The organism is Streptococcus mitis (genome assembly GCF_003942865.1).
Lineage (GTDB): Bacteria > Bacillota > Bacilli > Lactobacillales > Streptococcaceae > Streptococcus > Streptococcus mitis_BI.
On sequence record NZ_RJNZ01000003.1, the window covers coordinates 127,857 to 147,762 of the forward strand.

The 19,906-nt window shown below is 40.7% G+C and carries 21 protein-coding genes and 1 pseudogene; 17 read left to right on the forward strand and 5 right to left on the reverse strand.

Annotation, left to right across the window (positions count from 1 at the left end; translation table 11 throughout):
• The first annotated feature begins 158 nt into the window (after positions 1-158).
• The 14 genes and pseudogenes from rplA (at position 159) to D8845_RS03865 (ending at position 11,172) form a co-directional block, all read left to right on the forward strand.
• Entirely contained in the window at positions 159-848 is a 690-nt protein-coding gene (rplA, locus tag D8845_RS03795; protein WP_001085675.1) for a 50S ribosomal protein L1, read from the forward strand.
• A gap of 487 nt (positions 849-1,335) precedes the next feature.
• Positions 1,336-2,094 (forward strand): class I SAM-dependent methyltransferase, encoded by a 759-nt coding sequence (locus D8845_RS03800; protein WP_125452532.1) that lies wholly within the window; start codon positions 1,336-1,338, stop codon positions 2,092-2,094.
• 85 nt (positions 2,095-2,179) lie between these two features.
• On the forward strand, positions 2,180-2,692 hold the full coding sequence (locus tag D8845_RS03805) for an adenine phosphoribosyltransferase (RefSeq protein ID WP_001049318.1): 513 nt from the start codon (positions 2,180-2,182) through the stop codon (positions 2,690-2,692).
• Between the two features lie 182 nt (positions 2,693-2,874).
• Positions 2,875-3,819: a homoserine O-acetyltransferase MetA gene (gene metA / locus D8845_RS03810; protein ID WP_001122715.1), complete on the forward strand. Its 945-nt coding sequence runs from the start codon at positions 2,875-2,877 to the stop codon at positions 3,817-3,819.
• A gap of 8 nt (positions 3,820-3,827) precedes the next feature.
• Complete coding sequence (locus tag D8845_RS03815; RefSeq protein ID WP_125452533.1) at positions 3,828-4,505, forward strand: DnaD domain-containing protein; 678 nt, start codon at positions 3,828-3,830, stop codon at positions 4,503-4,505.
• A gap of 97 nt (positions 4,506-4,602) precedes the next feature.
• Complete coding sequence (tpiA, locus tag D8845_RS03820) at positions 4,603-5,361, forward strand: triose-phosphate isomerase (RefSeq protein ID WP_125452534.1); 759 nt, start codon at positions 4,603-4,605, stop codon at positions 5,359-5,361.
• Positions 5,362-5,436: 75 nt separating this feature from the next.
• Positions 5,437-5,848, forward strand: a pseudogene (locus D8845_RS03825) (ATP-binding cassette domain-containing protein); the annotation flags it as partial.
• Between the two features lie 150 nt (positions 5,849-5,998).
• Positions 5,999-6,517 carry a Dps family protein gene (locus D8845_RS03830; protein WP_185757372.1) on the forward strand — a complete coding sequence of 173 codons (519 nt, stop codon included), beginning with the start codon at positions 5,999-6,001 and terminating at the stop codon, positions 6,515-6,517.
• A gap of 207 nt (positions 6,518-6,724) precedes the next feature.
• Positions 6,725-7,063: a zinc ribbon domain-containing protein YjdM gene (locus D8845_RS03840; protein ID WP_001061596.1), complete on the forward strand. Its 339-nt coding sequence runs from the start codon at positions 6,725-6,727 to the stop codon at positions 7,061-7,063.
• A gap of 2 nt (positions 7,064-7,065) precedes the next feature.
• The gene (locus D8845_RS03845; RefSeq protein WP_125452535.1) at positions 7,066-7,695 is read left to right on the forward strand and encodes a Pr6Pr family membrane protein; all 630 of its coding nucleotides are present in this window, start codon (positions 7,066-7,068) and stop codon (positions 7,693-7,695) included.
• Positions 7,696-7,970: 275 nt separating this feature from the next.
• The gene (locus D8845_RS03850) at positions 7,971-9,122 is read left to right on the forward strand and encodes an MFS transporter (RefSeq protein ID WP_125452536.1); all 1,152 of its coding nucleotides are present in this window, start codon (positions 7,971-7,973) and stop codon (positions 9,120-9,122) included.
• Positions 9,123-9,220: 98 nt separating this feature from the next.
• Positions 9,221-9,970 (forward strand): tRNA pseudouridine(38-40) synthase TruA, encoded by a 750-nt coding sequence (gene truA, locus D8845_RS03855; protein WP_125452537.1) that lies wholly within the window; start codon positions 9,221-9,223, stop codon positions 9,968-9,970.
• Positions 9,960-10,733, forward strand: a complete 774-nt coding sequence (locus D8845_RS03860; protein WP_125452538.1) for a bifunctional hydroxymethylpyrimidine kinase/phosphomethylpyrimidine kinase — start codon at positions 9,960-9,962, stop codon at positions 10,731-10,733. Before truA ends, D8845_RS03860 begins: the two co-directional genes overlap by 11 nt.
• Positions 10,711-11,172: an ECF transporter S component gene (locus tag D8845_RS03865; protein ID WP_125452539.1), complete on the forward strand. Its 462-nt coding sequence runs from the start codon at positions 10,711-10,713 to the stop codon at positions 11,170-11,172. The genes D8845_RS03860 and D8845_RS03865 overlap by 23 nt, the downstream gene beginning before the upstream one ends.
• A 76-nt stretch (positions 11,173-11,248) precedes the next feature.
• Here the strand turns inward: D8845_RS03865 and D8845_RS10440 are convergent, their stop codons facing one another.
• The 5 genes from D8845_RS10440 to D8845_RS03885 all read right to left on the reverse strand — a co-directional run bounded on the left by D8845_RS10440 (position 11,249) and on the right by D8845_RS03885 (position 16,330).
• Entirely contained in the window at positions 11,249-11,398 is a 150-nt protein-coding gene (locus D8845_RS10440; protein WP_260467935.1) for a hypothetical protein, read from the reverse strand.
• 29 nt (positions 11,399-11,427) lie between these two features.
• The gene (locus D8845_RS03870) at positions 11,428-12,510 is read right to left on the reverse strand and encodes a M24 family metallopeptidase (protein ID WP_125452540.1); all 1,083 of its coding nucleotides are present in this window, start codon (positions 12,508-12,510) and stop codon (positions 11,428-11,430) included.
• A 127-nt stretch (positions 12,511-12,637) separates the two neighbouring features.
• Positions 12,638-13,420 (reverse strand): lipid II isoglutaminyl synthase subunit GatD, encoded by a 783-nt coding sequence (gene gatD / locus D8845_RS03875; RefSeq protein WP_125452541.1) that lies wholly within the window; start codon positions 13,418-13,420, stop codon positions 12,638-12,640.
• The gene (gene murT, locus D8845_RS03880) at positions 13,420-14,763 is read right to left on the reverse strand and encodes a lipid II isoglutaminyl synthase subunit MurT (RefSeq protein ID WP_125452542.1); all 1,344 of its coding nucleotides are present in this window, start codon (positions 14,761-14,763) and stop codon (positions 13,420-13,422) included. Before murT ends, gatD begins: the two co-directional genes overlap by 1 nt.
• Before the next feature lie 250 nt (positions 14,764-15,013).
• The gene (locus D8845_RS03885) at positions 15,014-16,330 is read right to left on the reverse strand and encodes an FAD-containing oxidoreductase (RefSeq protein WP_125452543.1); all 1,317 of its coding nucleotides are present in this window, start codon (positions 16,328-16,330) and stop codon (positions 15,014-15,016) included.
• Between the two features lie 328 nt (positions 16,331-16,658).
• Between D8845_RS03885 and D8845_RS03890 the strand changes: the two genes are divergently transcribed.
• The 3 genes from D8845_RS03890 (at position 16,659) to D8845_RS03905 (ending at position 19,853) form a co-directional block, all read left to right on the forward strand.
• Positions 16,659-18,233 carry a DEAD/DEAH box helicase gene (locus D8845_RS03890; RefSeq protein WP_125452544.1) on the forward strand — a complete coding sequence of 525 codons (1,575 nt, stop codon included), beginning with the start codon at positions 16,659-16,661 and terminating at the stop codon, positions 18,231-18,233.
• 256 nt (positions 18,234-18,489) lie between these two features.
• Positions 18,490-19,278 carry a GTP-sensing pleiotropic transcriptional regulator CodY gene (gene codY / locus D8845_RS03900; RefSeq protein WP_049542801.1) on the forward strand — a complete coding sequence of 263 codons (789 nt, stop codon included), beginning with the start codon at positions 18,490-18,492 and terminating at the stop codon, positions 19,276-19,278.
• Complete coding sequence (locus tag D8845_RS03905; protein ID WP_070526965.1) at positions 19,278-19,853, forward strand: cysteine hydrolase family protein; 576 nt, start codon at positions 19,278-19,280, stop codon at positions 19,851-19,853. The genes codY and D8845_RS03905 overlap by 1 nt, the downstream gene beginning before the upstream one ends.
• The last annotated feature ends 53 nt before the right edge of the window (positions 19,854-19,906 follow it).

The window sequence follows — 19,906 nt, forward strand, 5'->3', positions numbered from 1 at the left end:
ACTAGGCAAGTGACTGAAGCTTGTACTTGGGTACAGCAAGGGAGCTTAACGAAGTAGGAAAAGAAAAATAATAGACTGAAAACCCGCAAGACTTCATCATTTCGAGAAGTGACGTGGGAGATGAAAATCGATTGAACCACTTACAAGGAGAATAGAAAATGGCTAAAAAAAGCAAACAACTTCGTGCTGCTCTTGAGAAAATCGACAGCACAAAAGCATACAGCGTAGAAGAAGCTGTAGCACTTGCAAAAGAAACTAACTTTGCAAAATTTGACGCAACTGTAGAAGTTGCTTACAACTTGAACATCGACGTTAAAAAAGCTGACCAACAAATCCGTGGAGCAATGGTATTGCCAAACGGTACTGGTAAAACTTCACGTGTTCTTGTTTTCGCACGTGGTGCAAAAGCTGAAGAAGCAAAAGCTGCTGGTGCAGACTTTGTTGGTGAAGATGACCTTGTTGCTAAAATCAACGATGGTTGGTTGGACTTCGACGTAGTTATCGCTACACCTGACATGATGGCTCTTGTTGGACGTCTTGGACGTGTTCTTGGACCACGTAACTTGATGCCAAACCCTAAAACTGGTACTGTAACTATGGATGTTGCTAAAGCAGTTGAAGAGTCTAAAGGTGGTAAAATCACTTACCGTGCAGACCGTGCAGGTAACGTTCAAGCTATCATCGGTAAAGTATCATTTGAAGCTGAAAAATTGGTTGAAAACTTCAAAGCTTTCAACGAAACAATCCAAAAAGCAAAACCAGCTACAGCTAAAGGAACTTACGTAACAAACTTGACTATCACAACTACTCAAGGTGTTGGTATCAAAGTTGATGTAAACTCACTTTAATTTATAGTTTATAAAAGATGACGAGTGCGAAAGTACTCGTTTTTTTAGGTGCGACGAACATTCCGTTCATCTGAGGTGTAAGTCCTCTGCGGGGATCATATACTAGTAAACCCAAAAGTGATTCCCAAGTCTAACTATTGTGAGTAGCTGATCGAACGGCATTAGGATAGATTGTTTAAGTCTGACGCTGGAAATAAGAATCGGCAGAGAAAGAGATAGAGAAATATTGGCTATACGAATAGGCACGTGATAGTAAAGCGTATATAGCGGATAAGGAGGCCAGCAACTCTAAAGTACAAATATGTAGTCGTAACCTATATGCGTAAACTACGTGAGTAATTGAATTCGAACTAGAGATGTGATTAATAGATTTATGCTATAGTCATGGCAGATTGTATACTTTTGATTCTAGTTTATCAAATAATAGATTAGAATTGTCAGATAATATAATTTTATGTTATAATGAAGAAAAAACAGAGGTGTTCAAATGTCAGAAGCAGGTCATAAGTTTTTAGCAAAATTGGGGAAAAAACGCTTACGTCCAGGTGGAAAACGTGCCACAGATTGGTTAATTGCAGAAGGAAGATTTTCAAAAGAAAAGAGAATACTAGAGGTTGCGTGTAATAGGGGAACTACAGCAATTGAGTTGGCACAGCGTTTTGGTTGTAAGATAACTGCTGTTGATATGGATGCTCAAGCTTTAGAAGTGGCTAAAAAATCTGCTGAAACGGCAGGTGTTGGTCATTTGATCAGGTTTGAAAGAGCAAATGCAATGAAACTTCCTTATGAAGATGCTAGTTTTGATATTGTTATAAACGAAGCTATGCTGACTATGCAAGCCGATCAAGCTAAGAAAAAATGTGTAATGGAGTATCTAAGGGTTTTAAAACCTGAAGGTCTTCTTTTGACACATGATGTGCTTCTTAAGGAAGCTAAAGAGTCTATCAGACAGGAATTGTCACAAGCAATTCATGTAAATGTAGGTCCTTTAACTCAAGATGGTTGGGAACAGGTGATGATAGAATCAGGTTATCGTGATGTGAAAGTATTGACTGGTGAAATGACATTAATGAAATTATCGGGTATGATTTATGACGAAGGTTGGCTAGGAACGTTGAAAATTTGTGTAAATGCTTGTAAAAAGGAGAATAGAAAGCAGTTTTTAACTATGTATAAAATGTTTAATAAGAATAAAAAGAACTTGGGCTTTATTGCTATGGCTAGTCATAAATCGTCAAATCGTTAGATAATCATTGAAGTTAACTTTTCCTTTTTTCTTTCTTAAAAAATATGCTATAATAGAGAGTAAAAACTTTGAAAGAAAGAAAAAGATGAATTTAAAAGATTACATTGCAACAATTGAAAATTATCCTAAGGAAGGCATCACCTTCCGTGATATTAGTCCTTTGATGGCTGATGGAAATGCCTATAGCTATGCTGTTCGTGAAATTGTTCAGTATGCTACTGACAAGAAAATAGACATGATTGTAGGTCCTGAGGCTCGTGGTTTTATCGTGGGCTGTCCAGTTGCCTTTGAGTTGGGAATTGGTTTTGCACCTGTTCGTAAACCAGGTAAATTGCCACGCGAAGTCATTTCTGCTGACTACGAAAAAGAATACGGTGTTGATACCTTGACTATGCATGCTGATGCCATCAAGCCAGGTCAACGTGTTCTTATTGTAGATGACCTCTTGGCAACAGGTGGAACTGTTAAGGCAACTATCGAGATGATTGAAAAACTTGGTGGTGTTGTAGCAGGTTGTGCCTTCCTTGTTGAATTGGATGAATTGAACGGTCGTGAAAAAATCGGTGACTACGATTACAAAGTTCTTATGCATTATTAATGAAAAACAGTCCCTAGGGCTGTTTTCTCTACATTAGGATATAAAAATAGACTATAGCTAGTTAGAGAAAAAGTATAATTGAAAACTATATCTTCTTGCAGTATAATAAAAGGACTAGGTGTTTGAGATTTGACTTCAAACATATGCAATTATTCCTGAAAGAGTACAGTTAGGAGAGGGTTATGCCGATTCGAATTGATAAAAAATTGCCAGCTGTTGAGATTTTACGGACAGAGAATATCTTTGTCATGGATGATCAACGTGCTGCCCACCAAGATATCCGTCCTTTGAAGATTTTAATTTTAAATCTCATGCCACAGAAAATGGTCACAGAAACCCAGTTGTTACGCCATTTGGCGAATACACCCCTGCAACTGGATATTGATTTTCTCTATATGGAAAGTCACCGTTCTAAGACAACTCGTTCAGAGCACATGGAGACCTTCTATAAAACTTTTCCTGAAGTCAAGGATGAGTATTTTGATGGGATGATAATCACGGGTGCTCCAGTTGAGCATTTACCATTTGAGGAAGTGGACTATTGGGAGGAATTCAGCCAGGTAATCGAGTGGTCCAAGACCCATGTCTATTCGACCCTTCATATCTGCTGGGGTGCTCAGGCTGGTCTTTATCTGCGTTATGGGGTGGAAAAATACCAGATGGACAATAAATTATCAGGTATCTATCCTCAGGATACTTTAAAAGAAGGACACCTTCTCTTTAGAGGCTTTGACGATAGCTACGTTTCCCCTCATTCTCGGCACACGGAGATTTCTAAGGAAGAGGTCTTAAACAAAACCAATCTCGAGATTTTATCAGAAGGGCCACAGGTTGGGGTTTCAATTTTGGCTAGTCGTGATTTGCGAGAAATTTATAGTTTTGGGCATTTGGAATATGACCGTGATACCTTGGCAAAAGAGTATTTTAGAGATCGTGACGCAGGTTTAGATCCACATATTCCAGAAAATTACTTTAAGGATGATGATGTCAACCAGACACCTTGTCTTTGTTGGTCTTCATCAGCAGCCCTCTTTTTCAGTAACTGGGTGAATTATGCGGTGTATCAGGAGACGCCTTTTGACTGGAGAAAAATAGAAGATGATGCATCTGCATTTGGGTATTTATAAGAGGAATTATGACATATTTAGACGCTTTTAAATCAGGGAACTTGGTTTTACCGAGTGCCCTGCTCTTGCATTTTAAGGAACTCTTTCCTTCTAGCGACGATTTTCTGGTCTGGCAATTTTTCTATTTGCAAAATACGACAGGTTTGGATGAAATGTCGCCAAGCCAGATTGCTGAAAGGATTGGTAAGGAAATTTCGGATGTCAATCAGGCTATTTCCAATCTGACGGAGAGGGGACTGCTTCAGTATCGTACTATCGAATTAAATGGCGAAATCGAATTGCTTTTTGATGCTAGTTTGGCATTGCAACGTTTGGATAATTTGCTTGGAGCTGCTCATTCAAGTTCAGACCAGTTGACACCTCAAAATCAGCTTAAGAATTTGGTGGAAACTTTCCAGCAGGAGTTGGGACGCTTGTTGACTCCTTTTGAGATTGAGGATTTGACCAAGACACTAAAGGAAGATGGGACCAGTGTTGACTTGATTAAGGAGGCTCTTCGTGAAGCTGTTTTGAATGGGAAACCAAACTGGAAGTACATTCAGGCGATTTTGAGAAACTGGCGTCATGAAGGTATCAAGAGTGTGGCTCAAATTGAGGCCAAGCGGGCAGAGAGAGAAGCAAGCAATCCTCAGTTGACACAGCTATCGACAGATTTCAGAAATGCTATGGATCTCTGGAAGGATTGATCGTTACAAGTAGGATTGAAATCCGAGTAAGATTTGCAAGCTGTGTATAATTGTGATAAAATAAGTAGAAAATAAATTGAAAAAAGAGGTATGTGAAATGTCACGTAAACCATTTATCGCTGGTAACTGGAAAATGAACAAAAATCCAGAAGAAGCTAAAACATTTGTTGAAGCAGTTGCATCAAAACTTCCTTCATCAGATCTTGTTGAAGCAGGTATCGCAGCTCCAGCTCTTGATTTGACAACGGTTCTTGCAGCTGTAAAAGGTTCAAACCTTAAAGTTGCTGCTCAAAACTGCTACTTTGAAAATGCAGGTGCTTTCACTGGTGAAACAAGCCCACAAGTTTTGAAAGAAATCGGTACTGACTATGTTGTTATCGGTCACTCAGAACGCCGTGACTACTTCCATGAAACTGACGAAGATATCAACAAAAAAGCAAAAGCAATCTTTGCAAACGGTATGCTTCCAATCATCTGTTGTGGTGAGTCACTTGAAACTTACGAAGCTGGTAAAGCTGCTGAATTCGTAGGTGCTCAAGTATCTGCTGCATTGGCTGGATTGACTGCTGAACAAGTTGCTGCCTCAGTTATCGCTTATGAGCCAATTTGGGCTATCGGTACTGGTAAATCAGCTTCACAAGACGATGCACAAAAAATGTGTAAAGTTGTTCGTGACGTTGTAGCTGCTGACTTCGGTCAAGAAGTTGCAGACAAAGTTCGTGTCCAATACGGTGGTTCTGTTAAACCTGAAAACGTTGCTTCATACATGGCTTGCCCAGACGTTGACGGTGCCCTTGTAGGTGGTGCGTCACTTGAAGCAGAAAGCTTCTTGGCATTGCTTGATTTTGTAAAATAATCGGCTCTTTATCAACTTTATTGGGTTGAAGAAAAGCTAAGGTCGAGAAAGGACAAATATCGTCCTTTCTTTTTTGCTACCAAAGCGGCTAATGTAGACCATTTTATTCGAACTCTTCCTGGTGGTTATAACATGGAGATGAACCAAGACTCCAGCAATATTTCCCTCGGGCAAAAACAACTGTTGACCATCGCGCTTGCTATTCTAGCTAATCCTAAAATTCTCATTTTGGATGAAGCAACTTCCTCTATTGATACCCGTTTGGAACTCTTGATTCAAAAAGCTATGAAACGGTTGATGAAAGGAAGGACTAGCTTTGTCATAGCCCGCTGTCTCTATACCATTCAAGAGGCAAATAATATTCTCGTTCTTAAGGATGGACAGATTATTGAGCAGGGAAATTACGAAAGCTCACTCCAAGCGAAAGGTTTTTTATTATGATCTTTACCATATCCAATTTTCAAGTAAATCTTATAAAGTGAGCTAATCAGAACTAACTAAACTTTTCTTAAATTATCAGTCTATTGCAACTTTTCTCATGTGAGTCATTTGGCTTGCTATTTGTTTTCCTTAGTAGTATACTAAGGTAGTAATCAGTAAGAAGTGATTACAAATAATAATGAATGAGGTAAAAATAATGGTAGAATTGAAAAAAGAAGCAGTAAAAGACGTAGCAACACTAACTAAGGTAGCACCAGTAGCATTGGCAAAAACAAAGGAAGTCTTGAACCAAGCTGTTGCTGATTTGTACGTAGCCCACGTTGCTTTGCATCAAGTACACTGGTACATGCGTGGTCGTGGTTTCCTTGTATGGCATCCAAAAATGGATGAGTACATGGATGCTCTTGATGGTCACTTGGATGAAATCAGCGAACGTTTAATTACCCTTGGTGGCAAACCTTACTCAACTTTGACAGAATTCCTTCAACACAGTGAAATCGAAGAAGAAGAAGGAGAATTCCGTAACGTTGAAGAAAGCTTGGAACGTGTTCTAGCTATTTATCGCTACCTCATCACTCTTTTCCAAAAAGCTTTGGATGTGACTGACGAAGAAGGCGATGATGTTACAAACGATATCTTTGTTGGTGCTAAGGCTGAACTTGAGAAAACAGTTTGGATGATTGCAGCAGAACTTGGACAAGCACCTGGTTTGTAAGATAAATGTCCCACTTTCTATCATGAGTTTCTGTATCACTACTCATGATAAACTATCTTTTAAAAATCATGTAGCAGACAAAGTTACATGATTTTTTCTTTGCTTCTCCGGCGACTCATTTGTCAAAATGCTGATTTTAAGGTATAATAGTTGCTGTTCGAGAAATTTTGATTTTCAAAGAATAGTGAATGATGATAAGGAGAAACCATGAACAACTTACCAAATTGCCCAAAATGTAACTCAGAGTATGTCTACGAAGACGGTGCCCTACTGGTTTGCCCAGAGTGTGCTTATGAGTGGAATCCTGCTGAAGTTGCAGATGTAGAAGAGGGCCTTGTTGCTATCGATGCCAACGGAAATAAATTGGCTGACGGTGATACTGTAACCCTCATCAAGGATTTGAAAGTAAAAGGTGCGCCAAAAGATTTGAAACAAGGGACGCGCGTGAAAAATATCCGCATCGTAGAAGGCGACCACAATATCGATTGTAAAATTGATGGTTTTGGTGCCATGAAACTCAAATCTGAGTTTGTGAAGAAAATTTAAGCATGTCAAAACACTATAAACTTGTATTTTATAGCCGTATCTTCTTGTTTCTAGCGGCTTTTACGGGAGTTTATCTTGAAATCGCCAAGCATGGTGGCTTTGGGATGTTACTCTATTATACGGTTCAGTCTAACCTTTTAGTCGCGATTTTTACGCTCTATCTCCTAAAGGTTATGAGCCGTTTAGGTGAAAACTGGCAAAGATCAAGTCTCTTGCGCTTAAAAGGTGGAGTCACTATGAGTATCATGATTACCTGTGTGATTTACCATTTCCTCCTGGCGCCCATTGCGACTAATTTTTATACTCTAGAAAATTTCCTTTGCCACTATATCGTTCCCCTCTGGTTTTTAGCAGATACCCTCTTTTTTGACAAACAGGGTCAATACAAAATCTGGGATCCAGTTGTGTGGACAATTTTACCCTTACTTTATATGATTTTTGCTCTTTTTAATGGCTTGGTATTGAAACTGGACATTCCTAATTCTAAGGTCAGTCCCTTCCCTTACTTCTTTTTGAATGTGAACAAGGGGTGGGATGTCGTGTTCAAGTGGTGTCTGATTATTTTTGTTGCCTATATGGTGGCAGGATTTATCTTCTACTTTATCAAGCAAATCAAGAGAAAGTCATCCTAATACTCTTCGAGAATCTCTTCAAACCACGTCAGTTTCGCCTTAGGGTATATATGTGACTGACTTCGTCAGTTTCATCTACAACCTCAAAGCAGTGCTTTGAGCAACCTGAGGCTAGCTTCCTAGTTTGCTCTTTGATTTTCATTTAGTATAAGACACAAGAGATTCATTTTCGAGTTTAAGAAGGAGTCTATACACCAAAGAGGCTTCTTCTTTTCTTGCCTGTTTGATAATTATCAAAAAATTAGAAGATTAAGAGAAATATAGAAAGAGATTTCATGAAACAATTTTTAGAACGGGCCAGTATTTTGGCTCTCTCCCTCGTTTTGATTACATCCTTTTCCATCTCGAGTGCCCTGCCAGCCATGTTTGACTATTATCAAGGCTATCCTAAGGAACAAATTGAGCTCTTGGCGAGCTTGCCATCTTTTGGGATCATGATTATGTTACTACTAAATGGTTTCTTAGAAAAAATATTTCCTGAACGCTTACAGATTAGTTTGGGATTGCTGATTTTATCACTGAGTGGAACAGCTCCCTTCTGGTATCAAGCCTATCCCTTTGTCTTTGGAACACGGATTCTTTTTGGTTTGGGTGTTGGGATGATCAATGCCAAGGCCATTTCTATTATCAGTGAACGCTATCAAGGAAAAACACGAATTCAGATGTTAGGGCTACGCGGTTCTGCAGAGGTCGTTGGGGCATCTCTCATCACCTTGGCAGTCGGTCAATTGTTGTCCTTTGGTTGGACAGCTACCTTCCTAGCCTATAGTGCTGGATTTTTGGTGCTGACCCTTTATCTGCTCTTTGTCTCTTATGGAAAGGAAAAGAAAGAAGTCAAGAGAAAGGAGAAGGAAGCAAGTCGCTTAACTAGGGAAATGAAGGGCTTGATTTTTATCCTAGCTATCGAAGCGGCAGTTGTAGTTTGTACCAATACAGCTATTACCATCCGTATTCCAAGTTTGATGGTGGAAAGAGGACTTGGAGATGCCCAGTTATCTAGTTTTGTTCTTAGTGTCATGCAGTTGATCGGGATTGTGGCTGGGGTGAGTTTTTCTTTCTTGATTTCTATCTTTAAAGAGAAATTGCTTCTCTGGTCTGGTATTACCTTTGGCTTAGGGCAAATCGTGATTGCCCTGTCTCCATCCTTGTGGGTGGTAGTGGCAGGAAGCATTCTGGCTGGTTTTGCCTACAGTGTAGCCTTGACGACAGTTTTTCAACTTGTCTCTGAAAGAATTCCAGCTAAACTCCTCAATCAAGCAACTTCATTTGCTGTATTAGGCTGTAGTTTCGGAGCCTTTACGACACCATTCGTTCTAAGTGCAATTGGCTTATTAACTCACAATGGGATGCTGGTCTTTACAATTTTGGGAGTTTGGTTGATTGTAACTTCTATCTTTGTCATGTACCTACTTCAAAAGAGAGCTTAGGATTGGTTCCTAAGTTTTTCTTTTTAGGATTTTTGTACCCATACAGTGTTTATTTTAGGACCTTGTCTACAGACTAATTTCTTGATAAAATAGAAGTTATGACAAGATACAAAGCAACTATTTCCTATGACGGTTACGCCTTTGCTGGTTTTCAACGCCAGACCCATGCGCGGAGCGTTCAGGAGGAAATTGAAAAAACCTTGACGAGACTCAATAAAGGGAAAGCAATCACTGTTCACGGTGCTGGTAGGACTGATAGTGGGGTTCATGCTTTGGGACAGGTGATTCATTTTGACTTGCCCTATCAAATGGATGAAGAAAAACTTCGCTTTGCCTTGGACACCCAGTCCCCTGAAGATATTGATGTGATTTCGATTGAGCTCGTGGTGGATGATTTTCATTGCCGTTATGCCAAGCACAGCAAGACCTATGAGTTTATCGTGGATAGGGGTCGTCCTAAAAATCCCATGCGCCGTCACTATGCTACTCACTTTCCCTATCCGCTTGATGTGGAGCGGATGCAGATGGCAATCAAAAAGCTAGAGGGAACCCATGATTTCACCGGTTTTACAGCATCTGGAACCAGTGTAGAGGACAAGATTCGGACCATTACAGAAGCTAACCTTACAGTTGATGAGACAGGGCAGTTTTTGACCTTTACCTTTTCAGGAAATGGTTTCTTGTATAAACAGATTCGCAATATGGTGGGGACGCTGCTCAAAATCGGAAATAATCGAATGCCAGTTGAGCAGATTGACTTGATCTTGGAAAAAAAAGACAGACAACTTGCAGGTCCCACTGCAGCACCAAATGGTTTGTATTTAAAGGAGATTCATTATGAAGAATAATCGTATTTTAGCACTTTCTGGAAATGACATTTTTAGTGGTGGTGGTTTGTCAGCAGATTTGGCAACCTATACATTGAACGGCTTGCATGGTTTTGTAGCAGTGACTTGCTTAACAGCCTTGACAGAAAAAGGATTTGAAGTCTTTCCAACTGACGATATTATTTTTCAGCATGAATTAGATAGCTTGCGTGATGTGGAATTTGCAGGGATTAAGATTGGTCTTCTACCAACTGTCAGCGTAGCTGAGAAGGCCTTGGACTTTATAAAGCAACGCCCCGGAGTGCCTGTGGTTCTGGACCCTGTCTTGGTCTGCAAGGAAACGCACGACGTAGCAGTTAGTGAACTCTGCCAAGAGTTGATTCGCTTTTTCCCTCATGTCAGTGTGATTACGCCTAATCTTCCTGAAGCAGAATTATTAGCTGGTCAGGAAATTAAAACCTTGGAAGACATGAAAACTGCAGCTCAGAAATTAAATGGCTTAGGAGCGCCAGCAGTCATTATCAAGGGAGGCAATCGCCTTAGTCAGGACAAGGCTGTAGATGTCTTTTATGACGGACAGACCTTTACAGTCCTAGAAAATCCTGTCATCCAAGGCCAAAATGCTGGTGCAGGTTGTACCTTTGCCTCTAGCATTGCCAGTCACCTAGTCAAAGGTGATGAACTTTTACCAGCAGTAGAAAGCTCTAAGGCTTTCGTTTATCGTGCCATTGCACAAGCAGATCAGTATGGAGTAAGACAATATGAAGCAAACCAAAACAACTAAAATTGCCCTTGTATCCCTATTAACCGCCCTTTCTGTGGTTCTAGGCTATTTCTTAAAAATTCCAACACCGACAGGCATTCTAACTCTTTTAGATGCGGGTGTCTTCTTTACGGCCTTCTACTTTGGTAGTCGTGAAGGAGCTGTAGTCGGAGGACTAGCAGGTTTCTTGATTGATCTCTTATCAGGCTATCCTCAGTGGATGTTCTTTAGCTTGGTTAACCATGGCTTGCAGGGATTTTTCGCAGGATTTAAAGGAAAAACTCAGTGGTTAGGCCTTATCTTAGCAACAATTGCCATGGTAGGGGGTTACGCCTTGGGTTCTACATTGATGAATGGTTGGGCTGCAGCTCTACCAGAACTTTTACCAAATTTCATGCAAAATATGGTAGGGATGATTGTAGGGTTTATCCTTAGTCAAAGTATCAAGAAGATTAAGTAAAGAGGCTGAGTCAAAAGTCTTTCAAATAAGAAAAACGCATAGTATCAGGTGTTGAAAAACCTTGATAGTATGCGTTTTATTGTGGGAAGATTTTATCCTCTTCGAAAATCTCTTCAAACCGCGTCAACGTCGCCTTACCGTAGATATGGTTACTGACTTCGTCAATTCTATCCACAACCTCAAAACAGTGTTTTGAGCAACCTGTGGCTAGTTTCCTAGTTTGCACTTTGATTTTCATTGAGTATTAGATGAATATTAATCAAAATAAAGCAAGTCTTTGCTGGTGCTTGTAAAGAGGTCAAAGCCATCCTTGGTAACGACACCGCAGTCTTCAATACGGACACCGACTTTACCAGGGATATAGATACCTGGTTCAACAGAGAAGCACATGCCTTCTTCGATGACCATGTCGTTTCCTTCCATGATAGATGGGAATTCGTGGACATCCATACCGATACCGTGACCAAGACGGTGGTTGAAGTACTCGCCGTAACCAGCTTTTTCGATGACTTCACGGGCAGCACGGTCCACTTCATGGGCAGTCACACCTGGTTTGATAAAGTCAAGAGCAGCTTGTTGGGCTTCAAGAGTCAAGTTGTAAATATCTTTCTTGAATTGGTCTGGTTTACCGACAGCGACTGTACGAGTCATATCTGACGCATAGCCGTTGACGAGGACACCAAGGTCAAAGAGGAGAAGAGCATCATTTTCAACCCTGTTAGCTGCTGGAATACCGTGTGGATTTGCAGCATTATCACCAGTCAAGACCATGGTATCAAAGCTCATTTCATAGCCTTCACGTTTCATAGCAAAGTCGATTTGGGCGATGATATCTGTCTCAGTCTTATCAAGAGAAATATTGTCAAAACCAACTTTAACAGCCTTGTCCGCATAGAGACCTGCAACCATCATTTTTTGCACTTCATCAGCTGATTTGATGAGGCGCATGCGTTGGATACGAGGAGTGAGGTTTTCAAACTCAGCAGTTTCAAAGACTGTTTTCAAGCCATGGTATTTGGTCAAAATGAGATTGTCAAACTCAACAGCGACACGTTTGAAGTCAAGTTGTGGAAGAGCATGTTTCATTTTTTGCCATGGATTTTCAGAATCCACATAGCCGACAACTGGGAAGGAAACGGTGCTGCTTGCACGCTCAACCTCAAGTGCTGGGACAAAGAGGAGAGGTTCCTGATCTGCTAGAACAAAAAGGAACATTTGGCGTTCATGGGGATCACTGTAAAAGCCAGTGAGATAATTGATTGTGACGGGGTCAGATACGACAGCGACGTCTAGTTTTTCTGATTCAAGATATGTTACGATTTGTTGTAATTTAGACATATGCTACCTTCTTTCTACCCCTCTATTTTGGCAAAAAAAGAGAGAAAATGCAAGGGAGAAGGGTAAAAGAGCAAGCAAAAAGAACTCCAACATGATAGGGGAGTTCTTTGATATGATTTTTCTTGGTTTAAGAAAAGTCAGCCTTGCTTTTTACGTCGCTGTATTCTTCAGCGATTTCTTGACTGAGAATGTCCTCATAGGCAGGGAGTTGGATATCCTGACTATATTTCTTCTTGAGGGCAGTAGTGACCAGGCGATAGGCCAGATTAGCATTACGAGAGAGGAGAGGTCCGTGGAAGTAAGAACCAAAGACATTCTTATAATGAACCCCTTCGCCGACCTTTTCTTCGTTATTTCCATTTCCATAGACAACCTGTCCTAGAGGTTTTTGGTCATCAGAGAGGAAGGTACGTCCCTGATGATTTTCAAATCCATAGTAGGTTTCATCGAAATCTTCATTGTGAATCTTGATGTCCCCGATAAAGCGGTTATTGGTCTGGTTGAGGGTGTAGTGGCCCATGACCCCTAGCCCTTCGATGCGTTTACCTGAAGCTTCAACATAATATTGGCCCAATAGTTGGAAACCACCGCAGATAGCAAGAACCACACCGTCGTTTTGGATGTAGTTGTCAATGCTCTCTTTTTTAGCAGGTAGGTCGTCTGCAATGATACTTTGTTCAAAGTCTTGACCGCCACCGAAAAAGGCGATGTCATAGTGGTTTTCATCAAAGTCATCATGGAGAGAAACGATGTCAACCGTTACATGGGCTCCCAGCTTTTCAGCCACATACTTGAGCATGAGGATGTTTCCATTGTCCCCGTATGTATTCATGAGGTTTCCATAGAGGTGGGCAATGTTGAGCTGATAAGGGTAATTGCCAGCTTTTGAGGAAAGTGAAGTATAAACCATTAGTTCATCTCCTTTCTAACAATCTGACGACTAGCCAGTAGTTCACGGAATTCAAGCATAGCAGTATAGGTAGCCAGAATATAAGCATGCTTGCAGTCTTGGTTCTCAATGGTCTTAAGAACTTGTTCCAGACTACTTGTTTCAGTGATTTTATCAGCTGGATAGCCTGTTACTCGTAGACGACGAGCGATTTCAGAATGACGGACACCACCAGCGTTGATTTCAGGAATGTCCATATCAGTGATTTGTTCAAAGTCCGCATCCCAAATCCAGCTTGTGTCAATACCGTCTGCATAGTTAGCGTTAAGGAGGACAGATAGGCTAAATGGATAAGGTGCTAGTTTGATCATTTCGATAGCTTGGGTTGCACCGACTGGATTTTTAATCAAGACAAGGGTGCATTCCTTGTCACCTATATGGAAGGTTTCTTGGCGTCCAAAGACTGCACGGCTCTTATCAAATCCTTGCTTGATGAGTTGTGAATCTGCGCCGAGAAAACGGGCGATGGCAACCGCAGCTAGGGCGTTGTAGATATTGTAGAGACCACCGATTTGGATACCGTATTCTTGTCCGTCAATGACAAAGCGAGAGCGATTGTTGGTTAACTCAACCAGTTCTGTCAAGCGATAGTCGAGATCAGGACGTTTACATCCACAGCCTTCACAGATATAGGCACCCAAGTTTGCATAGGTATTCTGCTCATATTTGAGGATACCTTGGCAGTCAGGACAGAGAATTCCTTCTGTATTATAGTGAGCCAGCTGGGCTGGGCCTTTTTCCAAGTCAAAACCAAAATACTGTACAGGATTTGGAATTGCTGGCTTGTAGAAAAGCGGACTGTCACCATTGAGGAGAACAGTAGCCGTAGGTACCTTACGAATAGCATCCAAAATCATCTTATAAGTTGTGTAAATCTCACCATAGCGGTCCATCTGGTCACGGAAGATATTAGTGATGACAAAAAGGCTTGGCTGGATATAGTCACAGATACGAGATAGACTGGCTTCGTCAATTTCTAGTACGGCAATGTTTTTCCCAGTTTTAGAACCCTTGGCGGTTAAGAAGGTTGTCGCAATTCCTGTAATCATGTTGGCACCGCTTGGGTTGGTCAGAACTTGACCATAAACCTCTTTTAAAATGCCGACAGTGAGGGCAGTTGTCAGGGTTTTTCCGTTGGTTCCAGTGACCACGACAATCTCGTAGTTCTTAGCTAGGTTTTGTAAAATATCTTTATCAAATTGAAGGGCAAGTTTTCCTGGGAGCGTACTTCCACGGCCAAGACGGCTTAAAATGAAGTGGGAAGAGCGCCCAGCTAGGAGGCCCAAAGTAGTTTTTAATTTCATGTTTCTATTATATCATAAAAGAGGGAAAAGACAGATTTGATACTCAATGAAAATCAAAGAGCAAACTAGGAATCTAACCGCAGGTTGCTCAAAGCACTGCTTTGAGGTTGTAGATAGAACTGACGAAGTCAGTAACATATATACGGCAAGGTGAAGCTGACGTGGTTTGAATTTGATTTTCGAAGAGTATGAGATTTCGCAGAAATGAAAACAGCCCTCAGAGGGCTGTTCGATACGATTAAATCTCAACTTAAATCGCAAACAGGTCATTCAAGTTCTCAGCCAAGGTTGGGTGAGTGAAGATTTGTTTTGTGAAGTAAGTGTAAGGAATCTTGTTGTCCATAGCAACAGTGATGATGTTGATGATTTCTTGAGAACCTTCTGAGAAGATGCTTGCTCCAAGAATTTCTTTTGTTTCAGTATTCACAACAGCTTTGAAAGCTCCACGAAGGTCTCCATTTACGTGACCACGAGGCATGGCTGCGACAGGGATTTCCTTAACGGCGTATGGAAGTTTCAAATCAGCTGCTTGGCTTTCAGTCAAACCAACTTGTGAAAGCGCAGGTGTGATAAACATGGTGTTTGGTACATTGAGACGGTCTTCAAGTGTGTAGCTGCCATCTCCAGCAAGGTAGCTGTAAACAACACGGAAGTCATCAAGTGAAATGTAAGTAAATTGAAGTCCACCGTTGACATCCCCAACTGCAAAGACACCAGGAACGTTTGTTTGACAATGTTTGTCTACTTTAATAGCACCACGTTCAGTTAGTTCAATATCTGTATTTTCAAGTTGAAGTGGTTCTACATTTGGTTTGCGTCCAGTTGCGTAAAGAAGGGCATCGAAACGGTAAGTTTCATTTTCAGTTACGACAAGCACTTGGTCACCGTCATTTTTAATTTCAGTAGTACGGATATTTTGAAGCAATTCAATACCGTCTTCTTCCATGTATTGTTTAGCAAGCGCTGCAATGGAAGGTTCTGCACGAGGAAGGAAAGTATCCAAGGCATCTAGAACTGTAACCTTGCTTCCAAGTTTGTTGTAAAGACCAGCAAATTCAAGACCGATATTTCCGCCACCAAGGACTCCAAGTTTTTCAGGCAATTTGTCCAAGTTTTGGATACCTGTTGAGTCAAAGACGTTTTTGCTTGTAGCAAGTCCAGGGATTGGCAAGACGTTTGAAACAGCACCAGTGTTGATGACGATTGTTTCAGCAGTCAGTTCTTTCTTTTCATCACCAGCTTGGATTTCGATGACTTTATTTGAAAGGAAGTGAGCTTCCGCATCAAAGATATCGACGCCTGTACCAGCAACAGTCGCATAGTTTTTACCGTTGAGGCGACCAGTGATAGTGTTTTTAGTAGCAATGACTTCTTCAAAAGACAAGTCTTTCTCAGCAGCAACTAGCAAAGTTTTAGTTGGGATGCAACCAATGTTGATACAAGTTCCACCGTACATAGCTTTGCTACGTTCAATGAGGGCAACTTTTTTGCCAGCTGAAGCCAATTTACCAGCTAGTGTTTTACCAGCTTTACCAAATCCGATAACGATTAAATCATAAGTTAACATTTATCTTCCTCCTATTCGCATTTCATTCTAGCACAAGAAAAAAACTTTTGCACAATTCTGCTACGCTTTAAAAAAGTTTATGAAATAGTGGAAATTTCATCCTCATTTTCTCAGAAAAATCGTTTACATGACTTTATCGATGGATTAGGCTATCTTTTGCTTCTCTCTTGTGTTATACTAGATAGGTTGCAAAGAAAACAGTACTTTTCTTTTGTGGAAAAGAAGCAACACGATTTTGTATCCAGTATATGAAAATACGTCATAAAAAGAAAAGTATAAACTAAGCCCTATAGGGTGGCTTCGCACCACCTTTAGAAAGAAGAAGAACGTGAAATTTAATGAATTAAACTTGTCTGCTGATTTGCTAGCAGAGATTGAAAAAGCTGGTTTTGTAGAAGCCAGTCCGATCCAAGAACAAACCATTCCCTTGGCCCTTGAAGGCAAGGACGTTATCGGTCAAGCTCAGACTGGTACAGGAAAAACTGCAGCCTTTGGCTTGCCTACCCTTGAAAAAATCCGTACAGAAGAAGCGACCATCCAAGCTTTGGTTATCGCTCCAACACGTGAACTTGCTGTCCAAAGTCAGGAGGAATTGTTCCGCTTTGGTCGTAGTAAGGGAGTTAAAGTCCGTTCAGTATATGGCGGATCAAGCATTGAAAAACAAATTAAGGCTCTTAAATCTGGTGCCCATATCGTGGTGGGAACACCTGGTCGCCTCTTGGACTTGATTAAACGCAAGGCCTTGAAATTACAAGATATTGAAACCCTCATCCTTGACGAAGCAGATGAAATGCTCAACATGGGCTTCCTTGAAGATATCGAAGCTATCATTTCTCGTGTCCCTAAAAACCGTCAAACTTTGCTTTTCTCAGCAACTATGCCAGATGCCATCAAACGTATCGGTGTTCAGTTTATGAAAGAACCTGAGCATGTGAAGATTGCTGCTAAGGAATTAACAACAGAATTGGTTGACCAATACTATATCCGTGTTAAAGAACAAGAAAAATTTGATACCATGACTCGTCTCATGGATGTGGAACAACCAGAACTTGCTATCGTATTTGGTCGTACCAAACGCCGTGTAGATGAATTGACTCGTGGTTTGAAAATCCGTGGCTTCCGTGCAGAAGGAATTCATGGCGACCTAGACCAAAACAAACGTCTTCGTGTCCTTCGTGACTTTAAAAATGGCAATCTTGATGTTTTGGTTGCGACAGACGTTGCAGCGCGTGGCTTGGATATTTCAGGTGTGACCCATGTCTATAACTACGATATTCCACAAGATCCTGAAAGCTATGTTCACCGTATCGGTCGTACAGGTCGTGCTGGTAAGTCAGGTCAGTCTATTACCTTCGTTTCACCAAATGAAATGGGTTACCTCCAAATCATTGAAAACTTGACTAAAAAACGCATGAAAGGTCTCAAACCTGCAAGTGCAGAAGAAGCATTTCAAGCAAAAAAACACGTAGCTCTCAAGAAAATCGAACGTGATTTTGCAGATGAGACTATCCGTGCCAACTTTGAGAAATTTGGTAAGGATGCTCGTAAGCTAGCTGCCGAATTTACTCCAGAAGAATTGGCAATGTATATCTTGAGTCTGACTGTTCAAGATCCAGATAGCCTTCCAGAAGTGGAGATTGCACGTGAAAAACCACTACCGTTTAAACCATCAGGTAATGGCTTCGGTGGTAAAGGTAAGGGAGGTCGTCGTGGAGATGACCGTCGTGATAATCGCCGTGGAGACAACCGTCGTGGTGGTCGTCGTGATGATTTCAAAAAAGGAAGTCGTGGCAACGATCGTTTTGATAAGGAAAAACGTTACCGTAAAGATAATAAAAAACCACGCAATACTTCAAGCGAAAAGCAAACAGGCTTTGTTATTCGTAACAAGGGCGATAAATAAGAAAAAGCGGTTCAAAATGAATCGCTTTTTTATATAAGGAGACCGAATGGAAAAAGAAAGATAAATAAAATAAATATATTATCTTCTTGTAATATTATAATACACAAAAATAAGGGGCTTGTCAATAGAAAAGAAGCAATTTAATTAAAAATATTCTTGTTTTTTCAAATTGCAATTAAATAAGCAATTTTCAGATAATAATTGAAAATTCAAGCTGTTTATGTTATAATGATAGCGATTAAATTCGAGGTGAAAAATGGCACATTTATTAGAAAAAACTAGAAAAATTACTTCTATCCTGAAGCGCTCAGAGGAGCAGTTGCAGGAAGAACTTCCCTACAATGCGATTACCCGTCAATTGGCAGATATTATTGACTGTAACGCCTGTATCGTCAATAGCAAGGGACGTCTCCTTGGTTATTTCATGCGTTACAAAACCAATACAGATCGTGTAGAGCAGTTCTTCCAAACTAAGATTTTCCCAGATGACTACGTTCAAGGTGCGAACATGATCTACGATACAGAAGCCAATCTGACAGTTGATCATGATTTGAGTATTTTCCCTGTGGAAAGTCGTGCCGACTTTCCAGATGGTTTGACGACCATTGCACCGATTCATGTATCAGGGATTCGCCTTGGTTCTTTGATTATTTGGCGCAATGATAAAAAATTCGAAGACGAGGACTTGATTCTTGTTGAGATTGCGAGTACCGTTGTTGGGATTCAACTCCTTAATTTCCAACGTGAAGAAGATGAGAAAAATATCCGCCGCCGTACTGCTGTTACCATGGCGGTTAATACCCTTTCTTATTCCGAACTCCGTGCTGTTTCAGCAATTTTAGGGGAATTAAATGGAAATGAAGGGCAGTTGACTGCGTCTGTAATTGCAGACCGCATCGGAATCACCCGTTCTGTGATTGTCAATGCCCTTCGTAAACTTGAATCTGCAGGAATTATTGAAAGTCGCTCACTTGGAATGAAGGGAACCTATCTTAAGGTCTTGATTTCAGATATTTTTGAAGAAGTGAAGAAAAGAGATTACTAATGACTAAGGCTTTGATTTCGATTGATTATACAGAAGATTTTGTTGCAGATAGTGGAAAATTGACAGCAGGCGCTCCAGCTCAAGCGATTTCGGATGCCATCAGCAAGGTGACTCGACTAGCTTTTGAACGAGGAGACTACATCTTCTTTACTATTGATGCTCATGAAGAAAACGATTGTTTCCATCCAGAAAGCAAGCTGTTTCCTCCTCACAATTTGATTGGGACTAGTGGACGGAATTTATACGGAGATTTGGGGACCTTTTATCAAGAGCATGGTTCAGACAGTCGTGTCTTTTGGATGGATAAACGCCATTACTCTGCTTTTTCAGGTACTGACCTGGATATCCGTTTGAGAGAGCGGAGAGTGTCTACCGTTATCTTAACAGGTGTCTTGACGGATATCTGTGTTCTGCATACAGCTATAGATGCCTATAATCTAGGATATGACATAGAGATTGTTAAACCAGCTGTTGCATCTATCTGGCCTGAAAATCATCAATTTGCCCTAGGTCATTTCAAAAATACACTTGGAGCTAAGTTAGTAGATGAAAATCTAAATGAAATTTCAGAGTAATTTAGTAGATGAAATGAAAAAAATTGAAAAAAAGTGTTGACAAGCATCCTAAA